Source organism: Mesorhizobium liriopis, from assembly GCF_024053505.1.
Taxonomy (GTDB): Bacteria; Pseudomonadota; Alphaproteobacteria; order Rhizobiales; family Rhizobiaceae; genus Mesorhizobium_B; species Mesorhizobium_B liriopis.
In genome coordinates this window covers 125,623-142,638 of record NZ_JAMXQS010000003.1, presented here as the reverse complement: position 1 = coordinate 142,638, position 17,016 = coordinate 125,623, and the positions used below count along the sequence as shown (strand labels likewise).

Sequence of the window (17,016 nt, the reverse complement as noted above, 5' to 3'; positions counted from 1 at the left end):
TGCGTCGCCGCAACCCGGGCGCAGTGCATTCAGGGGCAAAGCTTCTTCACCATTCCATCCTATGGCTGGACATGCCGCTTTGCCGCCACAACTGTGGTCTTGAGCAAAGGTCGTGGCGGCGGATGCCAACCCCGGGCGCCTGTAATACTGCTGAGGACTGAACGCTGAAGAACAAGATCTGGGCCGTGGTCGGCCTCCTTGCCGTTGCCTTCTCGATCTACCTGCTCACCCGCGAGTTGCGTGGCCTGTCCATCGAGGCGTTCAAGGACAGTCTGGCGGCCATCCCCCTGCGTGGCTGGCTCCTTTCCGGCGCGTCCACGCTCGTCGCCTATGCGGCGCTGGCGGGCTACGACCACGTGGCGCTGCTTCACCTGAGAAAGCGGGTGAACTGGATTTTCATCAGCCTGTGTTCGTTCACCACCTATGCGCTGTCGCACAATATCGGAGCGTCGGTGATCTCGGGCGCTGTGGTCCGCTATCGCGCCTACTCGTCCAAGGGGCTGACGGCGACCGAAATCGGCGTGCTGATCGCGTTCTGCTCATTCACCTTCGCACTCGGCGTCATTCTTTTGAGCGGCATCATTCTGGTGCTCCATCCCGACATCACCGACCGCTTCGGCGATGTGCTTCCCGTTGCAGCCTCGACCACGACAGGTGTGCTTCTGCTCGCGCTCGTCGCGCTCTATATTTTGGGAAGCTGGCTGGGTTTGAGGCCGCTCAGGATCAAGAGCTTCGAGTTGTCCTATCCGCGTCTTCCGGTCGTCGGACGCCAGCTTCTGATTGCGCCGATCGAGTCGGCGGCCGCTGCCGGCATCGTCTATTTCGCACTGCCGGAAGTCGGCAATCCTGGCTATCTCGTGGTGCTCGGCGTGTTTCTGGTCTCGTTTTCCGTGGCGCTGCTGAGCCATGCGCCGGGTGGGCTGGGCGTGCTTGAACTCGTCTTCATCACCGGCCTGCCCGAGATGAACCAGGCCGACGTGCTCGCGGCCTTGCTCGTCTTCCGGATGTTCTATCTCATCATCCCCTTCATCCTTTCGCTCGGCGTGATCCTCGGCTTCGAGCGTTCGCAATATGCGCGGGGAGAGACGTGACCTGATGCTTGCGGGGTTCGGCACAAGGAAAATGCCGAGAAGACGAACCGGTGCTTGCGTCCCTTTCGAGCCATTCATATATACGCCGCACTTCCAGACGGGCCTGCCCGGATGGCTGAATCCAACTGAAAAAGGAGCCGTCACAAGGAACGCCGGTTAAGGGTCCCGACGGCTTGCTTGAGGAGAGAACGCATATGGCTAAAGTTATCGGTATCGATCTGGGTACCACCAATTCCTGCGTCGCCGTGATGGACGGCAAGGATGCCAAGGTGATCGAGAATGCGGAAGGCGCGCGCACCACGCCCTCCATCGTCGCCTTTTCGTCCGACGGCGAACGCCTCGTCGGCCAGCCGGCCAAGCGCCAGGCGGTGACGAACCCGGAAAACACGGTCTTCGCGGTGAAGCGCCTGATCGGCCGCCGCTACGATGACCCCGTGACGGAAAAGGACAAGGGCCTCGTGCCCTACAAGATCGTCAAGGGCGACAATGGCGACGCCTGGGTCGAGGCCAGCGGCAAGAAGCAGTCGCCCTCGCAGATCTCCGCGATGATCCTTCAGAAGATGAAGGAAACCGCTGAATCTTATCTCGGCGAAAAGGTCGAGAAGGCCGTCATCACGGTTCCCGCCTACTTCAACGACGCCCAGCGTCAGGCCACCAAGGACGCCGGCAGGATCGCCGGCCTCGAGGTGCTGCGCATCATCAACGAGCCGACCGCGGCAGCACTTGCCTATGGCCTCGACAAGAAGGACGGCAAGACCATTGCCGTTTACGACTTGGGCGGCGGCACCTTCGATATCTCGGTTCTCGAGATCGGCGACGGCGTGTTCGAGGTGAAGTCCACGAACGGCGACACGTTCCTGGGCGGTGAAGACTTCGACATGCGTCTGGTCGAATACCTCGCGGCCGAGTTCAAGAAGGAACAGGGCATCGACCTCAAGAACGACAAGCTCGCCCTTCAGCGCCTGAAGGAGGCGGCCGAAAAGGCCAAGATCGAGCTGTCTTCGTCGCAGCAGACCGAGATCAACCTGCCCTTCATCACCGCCGACCAGTCGGGTCCCAAGCACCTGACCATGAAGCTGACCCGCGCCAAGTTCGAGAGCCTGGTCGACGATCTCGTCCAGCGCACCGTCGAGCCGGTCAAGGCCGCGCTCAAGGATGCGGGCCTGAAGGCTGGCGAGATCGACGAGGTGGTTCTGGTTGGCGGCATGACGCGCATGCCCAAGATCCAGGAAGTGGTGAAGCAGTTCTTCGGCAAGGATCCGCACAAGGGCGTCAACCCCGATGAGGTTGTGGCGCTTGGTGCCGCGATCCAGGCCGGCGTGCTGCAGGGCGATGTCAAGGACGTGCTGCTTCTCGACGTGACGCCGCTTTCGCTCGGCATCGAAACGCTGGGTGGTGTGTTCACGCGCCTGATCGACCGCAACACCACGATCCCGACCAAGAAGTCTCAGGTCTTCTCGACGGCCGAGGACAATCAGGGTGCGGTGACGATCCGCGTGTTCCAAGGCGAGCGCGAGATGGCGGCGGACAACAAGGCGCTCGGCCAGTTCGACCTCGTCGGCATTCCGCCTGCACCGCGCGGCGTGCCGCAGATCGAGGTGACCTTCGACATCGACGCCAACGGCATCGTGCAGGTCTCGGCCAAGGACAAGGGCACCGGCAAGGAGCACCAGATCCGCATCCAGGCCTCCGGTGGTCTCTCTGACGCCGACATCGAGAAGATGGTGAAGGACGCCGAGGCCAATGCCGAGGCCGACAAGAAGCGTCGTGCCGGCGTCGAAGCCAAGAACCAGGCGGAAGCTCTGGTCCACTCGGCCGAGAAGTCGCTCAAGGACTATGGCGACAAGGTCTCCGAAGCCGACCGCACTGCGATCGCAGACGCGATCACGGCGCTGAAGACAGCGATCGAAGGCGACGATGTGGACGACATCAACGCCAAGTCGCAGGCGCTCGCCGAAGCTTCCATGAAGCTCGGCCAGGCCATGTACGAGGCCAACCAGGCCGAGGCCGCCAATGAGGGCGGTGCGGAAGCCCGGGCGGACTCCGATGTGGTCGATGCCGACTTCGAGGAGATCAACGACGATCAGGACAAGAAGAAGTCCGCGTAAAGAGCGGGCTTCCGAAGACAAGAGCCCGGCTTTCGAGCCGGGCTTTTTGTTTGGTTGTCGCGGTGAGGTTGGTGTGGACTGAGGTGCCGAGCCCGCCGACCTGTCCAGCAGTATTTCCCGCAACACCCGTCCTCAAAAATTCCCTGGCCGCCCCACACCCTATGGTATCCCGTGCGGCCAATCACTAAATCGGGCCGAAACGAGGCATTGCCTCTCCGGATGTTTCATTCCCGGGTCCACCTTGAAGGCAGACGATGAAGGCTGATTTCTATGAAACGCTGGGCGTCCAGAAGGGCGCCGACGAGAAAGAGCTGAAAAGCGCGTTCCGCAAGCTCGCCATGCAGTTCCATCCCGACAAGAACCCCGGCGACAAGGCCTGCGAGCATCGCTTCAAGGAAATCAACGAAGCCTATGAGTGTCTGAAGGACCCGCAGAAGCGCGCGGCCTATGACCGCTTCGGCCATGCGGCGTTCGAGCAGGGCGGCATGGGTGGCGGCGCGGGCTTCGCGGCCGGCGGTTTCGCCGACATCTTCGAGGATATCTTCGGCGACATGATGGGGGGCGGGCGCCGCCAGCGCCAAAGCAATGGCCGCGAGCGTGGTGCCGATCTTCGCTACAACATGGAGATCAGCCTCGAAGAGGCCTATGCGGGCAAGACCGCGCAGATCCGCGTGCCGTCATCCATCATCTGCGACGAGTGCAAGGGCTCGGGCGCGAAACCCGGTACCCAGCCCGTCACCTGTTCCATGTGCTCAGGCTCGGGCCGCGTCCGTGCCGCTCAAGGCTTTTTCTCGATCGAGCGCACCTGTCCGCAATGCGGCGGGCGCGGCGTGACGATCAAGGACCCATGCCCCAAATGCGCCGGCCAGGGTCGTGTGCATGAAGAGCGCCAGCTTTCCGTGAACATTCCTGCCGGCATCGAGGACGGCACCCGCATCAGGCTCGCAGGCGAGGGCGAGGCGGGCGCGCGGGGCGGTCCGACGGGCGATCTCTATATCTTCCTCGCCATCAAGCCGCACGAGTTCTTCGCGCGTGACGGGGCCGATCTCTATTGCACGGTGCCGATCTCGATGACCACTGCTGCCCTTGGCGGCGATTTCGAAGTGGGCTCGCTCGACGGGGCCGCCACCAAGGTCAAGGTGCCCGAGGGCACGCAGCATGGCCGCCAGTTCCGCTTGAAGGGCAAGGGCATGCCTGTGCTGCGCCAGCCGGTGGTCGGCGATCTCTACATCCAGACCGTGGTCGAGACGCCGCAAAAGCTGACCAAGCGCCAGCGCGAACTCTTGGAGGAGTTCCAGGAGATATCCTCGCAGGAGAACAGCCCGGAATCGGCCGGTTTCTTTTCGCGCATGAAAGGCTTCTTCGAGTCGCTCGGGGAGAACTGAGTGCAAAGATAATGGTGTGGGTTGCGACATTCCGTTGCGCAACCGCGCCATAATGGGCTAACCCACGCGCCACCAAACGCACAAAGGCAGGAATCGATGGCATTCAGCTTGCGCAGGGCGATCGCGGGTAAGCTCGACGAAGAAATCCGGTTCTTCAAGGGCTGGATGGACCAGCCCAAGGCGATCGGCGCCGTTCTTCCCACCTCTTCGATCACCGCCAAGCGTATGGCCTCGGTGATCAACCCGGCCTCCGATTTGCCTGTGCTGGAACTCGGGCCGGGCACCGGCGTCGTCACCCGTGCGATCCTCGACCACGGTGTCCGCCCCGAGCGCGTGATCTGCGTCGAATACGCCTCGGAATTCGTGGAACACCTGAACAAGCGTTTCCCCGCCGTCCGCGTGGTCGAGGGGGACGCCTTCGACATCGACGGCACGCTGCCGGACATGGCGGGACGGAAATTCGACGCGGTGATCTCGGCCGTGCCCATGCTGTCCTTCCCCGTGCCGCGCCGCGTGGCCTATGTGGAGGCGCTTCTGAACCGGCTGCCGGCCGGTCGCCCTGTCGTCCAGATCACCTATGGTGCGCGCTCGCCGATCCCGTCGGGTCTTGGCAATTATCAGGTCGAGCACATGGATTTCGTGCTGCGCAACTTCCCGCCTGCGCAGCTTTGGCTCTATCGCCGCCCGTGGGGCCATTGAGGTTTGGTGCCGCCGCGCATCCTCGTCTTCGCCGGCTCCATTCGCACCGGCGCTTTCAGCGGTAAGCTTGCCGCCTGTGCTGCCCATGAGCTGGCTCAACAAGGTGCGGAAGTCACCCGCATCGATCTCGGCGATTATCTTCTGCCCTTGATGAACGAAGACCTGGAGCGCGACGAGGGCATTCCCCAGAATGCCTTGCGGCTGGCACGTCAGATCGCCGGTCATCACGGCTTTCTCGTTGCCACACCCGAATACAACCATTCGATCCCGCCCCTGCTGAAGAACGCGCTCGATTGGGTCAGCCGCGTCAAGCGTGATGGCGAGCGCCCGCTTCGCCCCTTCGAGAACAAGGTGGCGGCCCTTTGCTCTTCTTCGGTCGGCCAGTTCGCCGGCATCCGCGCGATCAACCATCTCCGCGCCGTGCTCGTCGCGTGCGGCGTCGAGGTGACTTCAGTGCAATGCTCGGTCGGGCATGGCGGCGAAGCCTTTGAAGAGGACGGCACGCTCAAGGACGAACGCTCGCGCAAGACGCTGACAAAGGTCGCGCAGAGCCTGATTTTCCATGCGCGAACCGTCGCGGCCCTCGAGACGAATTGAGCATTCCACTCTTCAGGCTGGCCGCCTGCTGTCTTCTATGCCAGTGAACCTCGAACGAGTTTCGAGGGACGTGGACGCATGACAATCGACGAGCGGCTGATCGTGGGGCTTGACGTGGCCGATGTTCGGGCTGCGGAAAAGATCGTGCGAGAGCTCGACGGCGTGGCAAATTTCTTCAAGATCGGGCATGGCCTTGCCTTCACCGGCGGCCTGGAACTTGCGCGCGACCTGACCCGCGACGGCAAAAAGGTCTTTCTCGACATGAAGCTGCTCGACATCGACAACACGGTGGCGAACGGCGTGGCCAAGATCGCCGGAATGGCCGTCTCCATGTTGACGCTCCATGCCTATCCGAAAGCGATGCGTGCGGGCGTGGAAGCCGCCAGGGGCTCGAACCTCACTTTGCTCGCGGTCACCGTGCTGACCTCCATGGACGAGGCCGACCTGCGCGAGGCAGGCTATGCGGATGCGCCTGCAGCTCTCGTCGCCAAGCGCGCGGGCCAGGCACGCGAGGCAGGCATGGGCGGCATCGTTTGTGCAGCGACCGAGGCGGCGGACGTGCGCCGGCTGGTTGGGCCGGACATGGCCATCGTCACGCCGGGCATCCGACCGGCCGGGGCCGACAAGGGCGACCAGAAGCGCGTGATGACGCCGGCCGAGGCTTTGCGCGCGGGTGCCACCCACCTCGTCGTCGCGCGGCCCATCGTGGCAGCGGATAACCCGCGTGCGGCAGCGACGAGCATCATCGCGGAGATGACATCCGCCTGAATCGGGAGAAAAATCGAAATGCCCAAAGCATACTGGATTGCCCGGGTCGATGTGCGTGACCCCGAGGGCTACAAGGATTATGTCTCGACCGCCAAGCCCGCCTTCGAGCGGCACGGCGCGCGGTTTCTCGCACGCGGCGGCGAGACCTATGAGGCCGAAGGCAAGGCGCGCGCGCGCAATGTGGTGATCGAGTTTCCTTCCATGGAAGAAGCCCGTGCCTGCTATCAGTCGCCCGAGTATCAGGCTGCAAAGGCCATTCGCCAGCGCTATGCCGAGGGCGAGATTGTGATCGTGGAGGCGGTCGAAGGCTGAGCTGCGTCGCATGCCCATGTTGCACTGCGAAACCGCCAGACTAACTTAAACGTTTACGTCATAGAGTCGGCCACTCTGGTCGAGAACGTTTGAAAGTCTGGCACCTGCCATGTTCTATCAGTTCTATGAGTTGAACCACGCCGCCCTGCAGCCCGCGCGGGCTTATGCGGATGCGATGAAGTTCATCTATTCGAGCCCGCTCAACCCGTTCGCGGCAACGCCCTTCGGCCGCTCGATCGCAGCTGGTGCCGAGCTTTTCGAGCGCGCTACGCGGCGCTACGGAAAGCCGGAATTCGGCATCACGCATACGGTGGTGAACGGCGACGAGGCCGAGGTCTCTGAAGAGATCGTCTGGCAGAAGCCGTTCTGCCATCTCGTCCGCTTCAACCGCACGCTGCCCGAGGGAAGCCCGCGCGGGCCGAAGCTTTTGATCGTCGCACCTATGTCGGGCCATTACGCGACGCTTCTGCGCGGCACGGTGGAAGCCATGCTGCCGCATGCGGAGGTGCACATCACCGACTGGATCGATGCGCGCAGCGTGCCGCTTGCCGAAGGCGCCTTCGATCTCGACGATTACATCGACTACGTGATCGAGATGCTGCATGCCATCGGCCCCGACACGCATGTGATGGCCGTCTGCCAGCCCGCCGTGCCGGTCTTTGCCGCCGTGGCCCTAATGGAAGCGCGCAACGATCCATTCCGCCCCGCCACCATGACCCTGATGGGTGGGCCCATCGACACGCGGCGCAGCCCGACTGCGGTCAACAATCTGGCGATGTCCAAGGATATCGACTGGTTCCGCGAGCACGTAATCATGACGGTGCCATGGCCGGAGCCGGGCTTCATGCGCGAGGTCTATCCGGGCTTCCTCCAACTGTCGGGCTTCATGAGCATGAATCTCGACCGCCACATCACAGCGCACAAGGATTTCTTCTTCCACCTCGTGCGCGAGGACGGCGACAGCGCCGAGAAGCACCGCACCTTCTACGATGAGTATTGTGCGGTGATGGACCTCACCGCCGAGTTCTATCTCCAGACCGTGGAAAGCGTCTTCATCCGGCAGGACATTCCGCACGGCACCATGCTCCACCGGGGCGAGCGCGTCGATCCGAGCGCCATCCGCAACACGGCTCTGTTGACGGTCGAAGGCGAGAACGACGACATTTCCGGCGTCGGCCAGACGGAGGCCGCGCATGATCTCTGCGTGAACCTCGATCCATCGAAGAAGCAGCATTACCTACAGCCGCAGGTCGGCCATTACGGCGTCTTCAACGGCTCACGCTTCCGCAAGAATGTCGTGCCTCGTATCGTCGCCTTCATGAACGAACACGGGGCGAAGCCGGCAACCGAATAAGGCGGTCCGCCCGAAAGCCGCCAAGACGGTGGTGGATAAACGAAGCGCACCGATATTCCTTGCTGAATGGTTAATGTGCGGGGCGAGCGGCCCAGCACCCTACCTCGAAGTCGGCACCTGCAACCGTCCATGATCGCACTTGACCGGCGGTGCCTCATCCAAGATGCTGGATTCCCACGCTGAATCGTCTGCAAACGAGGTAGGCTGAAGGGACGCACCGGCGCGAAGACCGATCACAGAAATGCGTTGGCGCTGATTAGGTTCCGCCGATCTGTGATTTTTTCGCCGCAAGAATCCGTGAACAGGCAAATTAAACGGGCTTGGCTCGGTCTGCCTTCGTTGACACCGACCCGAAACAAACCTTAACCTCTGATTAACGATAGGGGCAACACTCGGGGTTGGGGGAATGAATTTCTCGCCACGTATGGTGAGCGCATCTCTGCGCGCAAAGATTTTGCTTGGATTGGCGATTTCCGCCATGTCTGGCTCCGTTGCCTACGCCGCACCGATGGTGACGGGCGGGCTGACTTCCCAGCCGATCGGCCATTATGATTTTTGCCGCAAGGCGCCGGCCGAATGCGCGATCCGGTCGGTGGGAGTCGCGCCTGAAACGATGACCGAGCAGCTCTGGTCCGAACTCGTTTCAATCAACGACCACGTCAACAAGGCGGTTCAGCCGGTCAACGACATCGACCTCTATGGCAAGGACGAGGTCTGGGCCTATCCGGTGGAAAGCAAGGGTGATTGCGAGGACTACGTCCTCGAGAAGCGCCGCGAGCTGAACGAGCAGGGCTTGTCGATCGCCAACCTTTTGATCACCGTCGTCAAGAAGCCCGATGGCGAAGGCCATGCTGTGCTCACTGTCCGGACGACGGATGGAGACTTCATCCTCGACAATCTGACGGACGCCGTGCGCAACTGGGAAGACACCGGCTACCGCTTCCTCAAGCGCCAGTCGACCGAGAACACCGGCCGCTGGGTTGCCATCCGTGAAGGCCAGGCCCCGCTGGTGGGTTCGGTTCAGGCTACGAAGTAGGCGGGACGCATCAGATGTTCAGAACGGCACCTTCGGGTGCCGTTTTCGTTTGTCCGGTCAATTTCTGCGAGCTTGGACGCGCATCAGGCCGCCTGCGGCACGCGCTCCGTCGAGGTGCGGTATGACACGGCTTCGGCCAGATGCATTCGCCCGACGCGCTCGGCGCCGTCCAAGTCAGCCAGCGTCCGTGCGACTTTGAGCACCCGATGATAGGCGCGGGCGGAAAAGCCCAGCTTCTCGCCTCGCGCAGGAGTGCCGTGCCCGCATCGTCGAGATGGGCTACCTGTTCGACCAGCGATGTCGGACAATGCGCATTGGTGCTGGACGCAATCCCCAGCGCCTCGTAGCGCGCCGTCTGGATGTCGCGGGCACGGCGCACGCGCACGGCAACTTCGGCGCTCGTTTCCGCGCGCGACGGGCGAAGCAGGTCGGCGGCCGAAACGGCGGGCACTTCGACGCGCAGGTCGATACGGTCGAGCAGCGGTCCGGAAATGCGCGCCTGATAATCGCTCTGACAGCGCGGCCCCCGCGCGCAGGTGTGGCCCGGTTCACCCGCCATGCCGCATTTGCACGGGTTCATCGCGGCGACGAGTTGGATACGTGCCGGGTAGCTCACGCGATGATTGGCCCGCGCGATCACGCATTCGGCCGATTCCAGCGGCTGACGAAGTGAATCGAGAACCTGCGGGTTGAACTCCGGGAACTCGTCGAGAAACAGCACGCCGTGGTGCGCAAGCGACATCTCACCCGGCTTCACGCGCAGGCCGCCGCCCACCATCGCGGCCATCGAGGCGGAATGGTGCGGCGCGCGGAAAGGCCGGCGGTCGGTCAATTTGCCGCCTGCCAACTCGCCGGCGATCGATTGGATCATCGAGACTTCGAGCAGTTCGCGCGGACCCAGCGGCGGCAGGATCGACGACAGCCGCTGCGCCAGCATCGATTTGCCCGAGCCGGGCGGCCCGACCATGATGAGATTATGCGATCCGGCCGCCGCGACTTCCAAGGCGCGCTTGGCACTTTCCTGGCCCTTGATGTCGGCGAGATCGGGCAGGGCGGCCGCACCTTGCTGGATCGCAGCCTGCGGGCGCGACAGAACCTGCGTGCCGCGGAAATGGTTGGCCACGGCGATCAGCGAGCGGGGCGCGAGGATCTCGATATCGGCGCCGGCCCAAGCCGCTTCCGGTCCGCACGGAGCAGGGCAGATCAGCCCGCGCTCCATGCCATGCGCGCCGATGGCCGCCGGCAGCACGCCTGCAACGGAGGCGATCGTGCCGTCGAGCGACAATTCGCCCAAAACGACAAAGCCGTTCAACGCATCGCCCGGAATGGCGCCGAGCGCCGCCATCAGGCCGAGCGCGATGGGAAGATCGTAGTGCGAGCCTTCCTTGGGCAGGTCCGCTGGCGCGAGATTGACCGTCACCTTCTTGACCGGCATCGACAGGCCGGAGGCGTGGAGCGCTGCCTGCACCCGTTCGCGGCTTTCCGCCACCGCCTTGTCGGCGAGGCCTACGATATGCATGCCCATCTTGCCGGGCGCGATCATCACCTGCACGTCCACCGGCACCGCATCAATGCCCTGAAAGGCCACCGTGCGCACATGACTGACCATGTTCGACCTGCCCCGACTATCCCCGCGCGAAGAGAGCATGGGGCAAGTTCAAGCGCAAGAACGTTTGCGGAACAATTGATCGCCAAAGCAGCGATCAGGTTGCATCAAGTTGTGGATGAGGAACAAAGCGCGATCTTAGCTGCGCTTTGCTTCGACCGCATCCCAGAACAAGGTAGCGATATCGGCCCCGCCGAAGCGTTTGACTTCGCGGACGCCGGTGGGCGAAGTCACGTTGATCTCGGTGAGATAGTCGCCGATCACGTCGATGCCGACCAGAATAAAGCCCCGCTCGCGCAGAGACGGGCCGATGCGCTCGCAGATTTCGCGCTCACGCGCCGTCAGTTCGGTCGCTTCGGCACGGCCACCCACATGCATGTTCGAGCGGGAATCGTGCTCGGCCGGCACGCGGTTGATGGCACCCACCGCCTCACCATCGATCAGGATGATGCGCTTGTCGCCCTGGCGCACTTCCTTGAGATAGCGCTGCACGATGAAGGGCTCTCGGAACATCTGCCCGAACATTTCGAGCAGGGAAGCCAGATTGCGGTCGTCGTCCTTCAGATGGAAGATGCCGGCGCCCCCATTGCCGTAGAGTGGCTTGACGATGATGTCGCCATGCGCGCGCCGGAATGCTGCGACCTCTTCCGGATCCTTGGTGATCAGCGTTGCCGGCATCAGGTCCGGGAACTCGGTGACGAAAATCTTTTCCGGGCTGTTGCGCACCCAGGCCGGGTCGTTGACCACGAGCGTCTTCGGATGGATGCGCTCGAGAATGTGGGTGGTGGTGATGTAGTTCATGTCGAAGGGCGGGTCCTGGCGCAGGAGCACCACGTCTGCTTCGGCAAGATCCATGCGCACCGGCTCGCCGAGAGTGAAATGGTTGTTCTTCTCGTCGCGCAGGGTCATCTCCTCGACACGCGCGACCACCTTGCCGTCGTTGAGCGAAAGCCGGTCCGGCGTGTAATGGAGAAGCCTGTGCCCGCGCCGCTGCGCTTCGAGCGACAGCGCAAAGGTGGTGTCGCCTGCAATCGAGACGGTTCGGATGTGGTCCATCTGGACCGCGACGGTAAGGCTCATGCAAAAGGCTCCGCGAGGCGAGAGGCCTGATCTAGCGGAGCGCGTTCAGCCTGCCAACGGGACGAGAGCCTATTTGAGAATGCTCTCGGGTCGGTCCAGCGGTTCTTTTCGTTGTCCGCCGATGAAGCCTCGATCATTCTCTTAGCGGAACACCACCCGCGAATAGCCCGTGAAGGAAAAGCTTGTCGCCACGATCGAGCCGATCAGCATGGCGAGAAGCGGCGGGGTGGTGGGCCAGAGGAAAAGCACGACCGCATAGGTGGTGAAGTTCACCATACTCGCGATCATCGTCACCCCGCCATAGATCGCGCCCTCGTGCAGAACCTTGCGGTCGGAGGGACCGAAGGCGAAGTTGCGGTTGAGCATCCAGGTGACGAACATCGAGCACGATGACGAGATCAGCCGCGCGGGCAATGGCCCGATGCTGGTCACATGAAGGATCAGCCAGAGCAGCGCGGCATCCACCACGAAGCCGGTGCCGCCGACCAGCATGAAGCGCAGAAAGACTTTCATGCCGAAGTGCGCAACGGCTCCAAGGAGGGCCAAGGGGTGTGAGCCGCGCGCCCCGCATCGGCGCTGAGATAGGCCATGCGCTTCTGCTCGGTGCGCATGCGCGCGACGGAATCGAGCACCAGTCCCGTGGCCGCCATCAGCATGGCGAAGATCGAGAGCGCGATCGACAGCATCCATGTCGGCATGCGCGGCACGAGGCCGGTCGCGGCATATTCGAGAAGCACCGGAGACATCAAAGCGAGGCTGGACACCAGAAACAGGGCGGCGAGGGTGCCGAAGAAGCGCAACGGGCGCGTTTCCTTGGCGAGGAGTGCGAAGGTCCATAGAATCTTCCCGCCGTCGCGCCAAGTGGAGAGTTTCGAGACCGAGCCTTCGGGCCGGCGTCCATAGTCTAGGGCAATCTCGACCACGGGAAGCATCAGCTGCGAGGCATGGACCGACATCTCGGTCTCGATCTCGAAGCCGCCGGACACGGCCGGAAAGCTTTTGACGAAGCGGCGCGAGAAAGCGCGGTAACCCGAAAAGATATCCGAAAAATCCGCGCCGAAGAGCCGGCGGTAAAGGCGGTTGAACTGGCGGTTGCCGAAAGCGTGGCCCGCGCGCCCCGCATCGGCCTCGACCCCGCGCCGTGTGCCGACCACCATGTCGGCGCGTTCAGTGACGAGCGCGTTGACGAGTGCGGCCGCATCCTCCGGCGCATAGGTGCCGTCGCCGTCACTCATCACGAAGATGTCGGCGTCGATGTCGGCGAACATGCGCCGCACCACGTGGCCCTTGCCCTGGCGCGGCTCGCGCACGACCACGGCGCCGGCCGCGCGGGCGCGCAGAGCGGTCAGATCACGTGAATTGTTGTCGTAGACATAAACAGTCGCCTCGGGCAGGGCCGCCCTGAAGCGCTGCACCACGTCACCAATCGTGTGCTCCTCGTTGAAGCAGGGGATCAGAACGGCGACAGTCGGTTCGTTGCGGACGAGGCGCATGGGTTCCCTCAGAGGCTCTCCGCCGCCAAGAGCCGGGCGTTTGAGCCGCTTTACCCTTTGTTGTGCGCGTTAAGACTAGGTTCGTGAGCGGGGAATGGGGCCGGGAAACTTCTGGGCATGATGAACAGTGCCGTAACGCGAGCAGGCATGGGCGCGCCCGCCGTGTGCGAAGCTTCGCCACACCGTCACATCCTGCGAGACGCTGGCCTCGCCCTGCTTGTTTCGCTGCTGATCACCGGTGGCCACGCCTTGGCGGGCTTTCCTTCGGTTTGGAACGTGAATGGCGACAATGACAGCATCATGCGCATCGTCGAGGTGCGCGACTGGCTGAACGGCCAGAACTGGTTCGATCTCCAACAATATCGGATGGGTCTCGACGGCGGCTTCCTGATGCACTGGTCGCGACTTGTCGATGCGCCGATCGCGCTTCTGATGCTGCTCGGCGATGTGCTGACGGGGAGTGTCCCGGGTGGCAACGCCTTCGCGCAGATCGTCTGGCCGACTTTGATGTTCGGTTCGGCACTTTTTCTGATCCTGCGCCTCGCCCGCACATTGAACGAAGCGGAAACGCTGCTGCCCGCGCTGGTGATCGGCGCCAGTGCGCTTCACAGCGTTCAGGTATTCCGCCCCGGCGCGCTCGATCACCACAACCTGCAATTCGTGATGCTTCTGGTCGCGATGCTGGCTTCGATCAGGGTGCGCGAGCGCCAGATGTGGGGCGGCCTTGCAGGCATCACCTGCGCGATCATGCTCGGCATCGGCATGGAAACCGCACCCCACGTGGCCGCCCTTTGCTTGTTTGCGACCATCGATTTCCTGTGGCGTGGCGAGAAGGCAGCCGCCGGAGCGACCGCATTCGGGTTGGGCCTCGCTGGCGCGAGCGCCGCCATCATGGCCGGAACCGTGCCATACGCTGCATGGACCACGGTCGCATGCGACGCCTTCTCGCTGCCTCAGGCAGGGCTGGCGGTTGCCGGCGGGCTCGGTCTCGCGCTTGTCGCGTCGGTGCCGGGACGCAACCGCATGGCGGTAAGGCTTGGCGGCCTCGGTGCTGTCGGGGTCGTCTGTGCGGCTCTTCTGCTGTGGCGTTTCCCGGAATGTCTTGCCGATCCCTATGCCGGTCTCGATCCGCGCCTCAGGCACTTCTGGCTGGATTCGGTGGGCGAGGCTCAGCCGTTCTGGCGTCTTGCTGCGCGATCACCGGCAACAGCCGCTGGCGCCTACATGACGCCGCTGGTCGCACTTCTGGTGCTGGGCTACGGCTTGATGCGAGACGGCATATCGCGCACTCGGCTTCTCGTCATGCTGCTGCTCGGCGTTTCATTTGCCGTCAGTCTTTGGCAATTGCGCGGATCCTATGTCGCCATTCCGCTCGCAGCGGCGGTGCTTGCAGCTTTCGTGGCCCGCATCCGTCTGCGCGGCCAGCCCATCCTTGTTGCCGTTGCATGGATCATCTCCATCGACGCGGCATGGGCGGGTCTTGCGAGAATAAGCTTCGATCGCGCGGCTTCTCCTTCCGCCTCATCCGCATCCGCCGCACCAAGTGTGTCTTGCGAAGACATGGCAGACTATGCCGAACTCGCCCGCCTTCCACCCACCCGTGTGCTGGCCGTCTCGAATCTGGGTTCGGCGATCCTTGCCTGGACACCGCATGCCGTGCTGGCCGGGCCCTATCATCGCAACATCGCCGGCAACCTCGCCGGCCTCGAAGCCTGGATGGCCGAGCCCGACACCGCGCGAGCGATCCTTCAATCGAACGGCGTCGGCCTCGTCGCCTGGTGCGCGGGCAATGTCGATTCCGACGTGATGGCAGCTTTCCCCAACGGCCTGGCCGCCCTTGTGCGCGACGGTCGGATGCCGGACTGGCTCCAGCCGGTGCAAGAAACGCCGCAATCTCCGCTCAAGCTCTTTCGGGTTATACAGCGCCGATAAACTCGTCGCGCGCGCCGCATTGCATTTCTGTGACCCTGCGTCACTTGTTGGAGGCCGACAGGATACTTTTCTGAAAGGCTTTTCAGCCAATTTCGCCATAATTCGCCGAGCGAGCGAGACGAGGGAACGGGCAGCAGGAGAATGAGCGTGCTTCAAGGCACAAGCCGGACATGGGCGGAAGGCGGAGAATTCGCATTCACCGACCCGCTGACAGGCTTGGGCAATCACCGCCGCTTCCACGACAAGGTCGAGCGACTGATCGCCGACCGCGCCGATGATCCGGCGCCCTTCACCGTCGGCATCATCGATCTCGATGGCTTCAAGCCGATCAACGATCTTCTGGGTCGCGCCGCTGGCGACGAAATCCTGGTGCAGGTCGCCATGCGCCTGCGCGCCGCCATGGAAAGCCAGGCTGCCGTCACCCGCGTTGGCGCCGATGAGTTCGGCTTTCTGTTTCCGCTGGTCTTCAGCGAGGAAGCGGCGAGCGAAAAGGCCCAGATGCTGATCGAGATTCTCTCGGCACCCTATGATGTCGGCGAGCGCACAGCGCGCCTCTCGGCCTCCGTTGGCTGCTCGCTCTTTTATTCGGGCGACGAAACCACCGACATTCTGGTCAGCAAGGCAGAAACCGCCCTCTACCACGCCAAGCGGGCGGGTCGGGGCCGCGTGGTGGTCTATAGCCGCGAGATGGAGGATGCCGCCAAGCGCCTGACGCGGATCGAGCAGGCCCTGCGCCGCGCGGTCTCGGCGGGCGAGGTCGAGCCCTATTTCCAGCCCATCGTCGATCTGGCGACAGGCCAGATCACCGGCTTCGAGGCTCTGGCGCGCTGGACGGACCGCGACCTCGGTCCCGTTTCGCCGGCCTGCTTCATTCCCATCGCCGAGGAACGCGGCATCATCGGGCCGCTTTCGCAACTCGTCTTGCGCAAGGCCACGGAAGCCGCTCGGCACTGGCCCGACGACCTCTTTCTCGCCTTCAACCTGTCGCCCTCGCAACTGGTCGATCAGAACACCGGCCTGCATATCCTCTCGATCCTCGACCGCGCCGGTTTCGACCCGCGACGGCTCGAGATCGAGATCACCGAAACCGGCCTGATGTCCGACCCGCGTTCGGCCAAGAAGATCGTGGACGATCTGCGCGCCTGCGGCATCCGCGTAGCGCTCGATGATTTCGGCACCGGCCAGTCCTCGCTCGGCCGCCTGCGCGAGTTCTCTTTCGACAAGCTCAAGATCGACCGTGCCTTCGTCTCAGTTCTGCTTGAGGACAAGCCGGCCGAACACATCATCCGGGCCATTCTCTCCATGTGCGAAGGCCTCGGCATGGCATCCGTGGCGGAAGGCATCGAAGAAGAGGCGCAGGCCAGGCGGCTGGTGGAATTCGGCTGCGAAGGTGGGCAGGGCTATTTCTTCGGCCGCCCTGCCAATGCCGAAGCGACGTTGCGTCTCCTGCGCTCCAACAAGAGCCTTCGCCCGCTTGGGACCTGAGCTGACAGCTTAAGCTTGACAGCGGAGCGGTGCTGCCGGACAGAGGGCCCGACTTAGCCAAGGAGCGTGC

The 17,016-nt window shown here is 63.2% G+C and carries 14 protein-coding genes and 1 pseudogene; 11 read left to right on the top strand and 4 right to left on the bottom strand.

Features of this window, described 5'->3' with window-relative positions:
* Positions 1-185 precede the first annotated feature (185 nt).
* The 9 genes from NGM99_RS06430 to NGM99_RS06390 all read left to right on the top strand — a co-directional run bounded on the left by NGM99_RS06430 (position 186) and on the right by NGM99_RS06390 (position 9,350).
* On the top strand, positions 186-1,091 hold the full coding sequence (locus NGM99_RS06430) for a lysylphosphatidylglycerol synthase transmembrane domain-containing protein (protein WP_435371401.1): 906 nt from the start codon (positions 186-188) through the stop codon (positions 1,089-1,091).
* A gap of 194 nt (positions 1,092-1,285) precedes the next feature.
* Complete coding sequence (gene dnaK / locus NGM99_RS06425) at positions 1,286-3,199, top strand: molecular chaperone DnaK (RefSeq protein ID WP_252817245.1); 1,914 nt, start codon at positions 1,286-1,288, stop codon at positions 3,197-3,199.
* Positions 3,200-3,453: 254 nt separating this feature from the next.
* Positions 3,454-4,584 (top strand): molecular chaperone DnaJ, encoded by a 1,131-nt coding sequence (dnaJ, locus tag NGM99_RS06420; protein ID WP_252817243.1) that lies wholly within the window; start codon positions 3,454-3,456, stop codon positions 4,582-4,584.
* Positions 4,585-4,680: 96 nt separating this feature from the next.
* Positions 4,681-5,283 (top strand): phospholipid N-methyltransferase PmtA, encoded by a 603-nt coding sequence (gene pmtA, locus NGM99_RS06415; protein ID WP_252817241.1) that lies wholly within the window; start codon positions 4,681-4,683, stop codon positions 5,281-5,283.
* Between the two features lie 6 nt (positions 5,284-5,289).
* On the top strand, positions 5,290-5,880 hold the full coding sequence (locus NGM99_RS06410) for an NADPH-dependent FMN reductase (protein ID WP_252817239.1): 591 nt from the start codon (positions 5,290-5,292) through the stop codon (positions 5,878-5,880).
* Positions 5,881-5,958: 78 nt separating this feature from the next.
* Complete coding sequence (gene pyrF, locus NGM99_RS06405; protein ID WP_252817237.1) at positions 5,959-6,648, top strand: orotidine-5'-phosphate decarboxylase; 690 nt, start codon at positions 5,959-5,961, stop codon at positions 6,646-6,648.
* 18 nt (positions 6,649-6,666) lie between these two features.
* Entirely contained in the window at positions 6,667-6,960 is a 294-nt protein-coding gene (locus NGM99_RS06400; protein WP_252817235.1) for a DUF1330 domain-containing protein, read from the top strand.
* A 109-nt stretch (positions 6,961-7,069) separates the two neighbouring features.
* A complete protein-coding gene (locus NGM99_RS06395; RefSeq protein WP_252817232.1) occupies positions 7,070-8,314 on the top strand; it encodes a polyhydroxyalkanoate depolymerase in 1,245 nt (414 codons plus the stop codon).
* Between the two features lie 478 nt (positions 8,315-8,792).
* Positions 8,793-9,350, top strand: coding sequence for a transglutaminase-like cysteine peptidase (locus NGM99_RS06390; protein WP_435371400.1), 558 nt, complete (start codon positions 8,793-8,795; stop codon positions 9,348-9,350).
* A gap of 83 nt (positions 9,351-9,433) precedes the next feature.
* On the opposite strand, the pseudogene NGM99_RS06385 reads toward NGM99_RS06390, so the two are convergent.
* The 4 genes and pseudogenes from NGM99_RS06385 to NGM99_RS06370 form a co-directional block, all read right to left on the bottom strand.
* Positions 9,434-10,959, bottom strand: a pseudogene (locus NGM99_RS06385) (YifB family Mg chelatase-like AAA ATPase).
* A gap of 135 nt (positions 10,960-11,094) precedes the next feature.
* Complete coding sequence (gene gshB / locus NGM99_RS06380; RefSeq protein ID WP_252817228.1) at positions 11,095-12,036, bottom strand: glutathione synthase; 942 nt, start codon at positions 12,034-12,036, stop codon at positions 11,095-11,097.
* 141 nt (positions 12,037-12,177) lie between these two features.
* Positions 12,178-12,549, bottom strand: a complete 372-nt coding sequence (locus tag NGM99_RS06375; protein WP_252817226.1) for a GtrA family protein — start codon at positions 12,547-12,549, stop codon at positions 12,178-12,180.
* Complete coding sequence (locus tag NGM99_RS06370; protein WP_252817224.1) at positions 12,546-13,529, bottom strand: glycosyltransferase; 984 nt, start codon at positions 13,527-13,529, stop codon at positions 12,546-12,548. The genes NGM99_RS06375 and NGM99_RS06370 overlap by 4 nt, the downstream gene beginning before the upstream one ends.
* Positions 13,530-13,646: 117 nt before the next feature.
* On the opposite strand from NGM99_RS06370, the gene NGM99_RS06365 reads away from it, so the two are divergent.
* Together NGM99_RS06365 and NGM99_RS06360 are read left to right on the top strand one after the other, a co-directional pair.
* Positions 13,647-15,461 (top strand): GtrA family protein, encoded by a 1,815-nt coding sequence (locus NGM99_RS06365; RefSeq protein WP_252817222.1) that lies wholly within the window; start codon positions 13,647-13,649, stop codon positions 15,459-15,461.
* Between the two features lie 141 nt (positions 15,462-15,602).
* Positions 15,603-16,946, top strand: coding sequence for a putative bifunctional diguanylate cyclase/phosphodiesterase (locus NGM99_RS06360; RefSeq protein ID WP_252817220.1), 1,344 nt, complete (start codon positions 15,603-15,605; stop codon positions 16,944-16,946).
* Positions 16,947-17,016 lie beyond the last annotated feature (70 nt).

Excerpts from the sequence above, each read along its gene's own strand:
- pyrF (WP_252817237.1), top strand. The coding sequence starts at position 5,959 with ATGACAATCGACGAGCGGCTGATCGTGGGGCTTGACGTGGCCGATGTT.
- NGM99_RS06365 (WP_252817222.1), top strand. The coding sequence starts at position 13,647 with ATGATGAACAGTGCCGTAACGCGAGCAGGCATGGGCGCGCCCGCCGTG.
- NGM99_RS06375 (WP_252817226.1), bottom strand. The coding sequence starts at position 12,549 with ATGAAAGTCTTTCTGCGCTTCATGCTGGTCGGCGGCACCGGCTTCGTG.
- NGM99_RS06400 (WP_252817235.1), top strand. The coding sequence starts at position 6,667 with ATGCCCAAAGCATACTGGATTGCCCGGGTCGATGTGCGTGACCCCGAG.
- gshB (WP_252817228.1), bottom strand. The coding sequence starts at position 12,036 with ATGAGCCTTACCGTCGCGGTCCAGATGGACCACATCCGAACCGTCTCG.
- NGM99_RS06395 (WP_252817232.1), top strand. The coding sequence starts at position 7,070 with ATGTTCTATCAGTTCTATGAGTTGAACCACGCCGCCCTGCAGCCCGCG.
- NGM99_RS06390 (WP_435371400.1), top strand. The coding sequence starts at position 8,793 with ATGTCTGGCTCCGTTGCCTACGCCGCACCGATGGTGACGGGCGGGCTG.
- NGM99_RS06370 (WP_252817224.1), bottom strand. The coding sequence starts at position 13,529 with ATGCGCCTCGTCCGCAACGAACCGACTGTCGCCGTTCTGATCCCCTGC.
- NGM99_RS06360 (WP_252817220.1), top strand. The coding sequence starts at position 15,603 with ATGAGCGTGCTTCAAGGCACAAGCCGGACATGGGCGGAAGGCGGAGAA.
- dnaJ (WP_252817243.1), top strand. The coding sequence starts at position 3,454 with ATGAAGGCTGATTTCTATGAAACGCTGGGCGTCCAGAAGGGCGCCGAC.
- dnaK (WP_252817245.1), top strand. The coding sequence starts at position 1,286 with ATGGCTAAAGTTATCGGTATCGATCTGGGTACCACCAATTCCTGCGTC.
- pmtA (WP_252817241.1), top strand. The coding sequence starts at position 4,681 with ATGGCATTCAGCTTGCGCAGGGCGATCGCGGGTAAGCTCGACGAAGAA.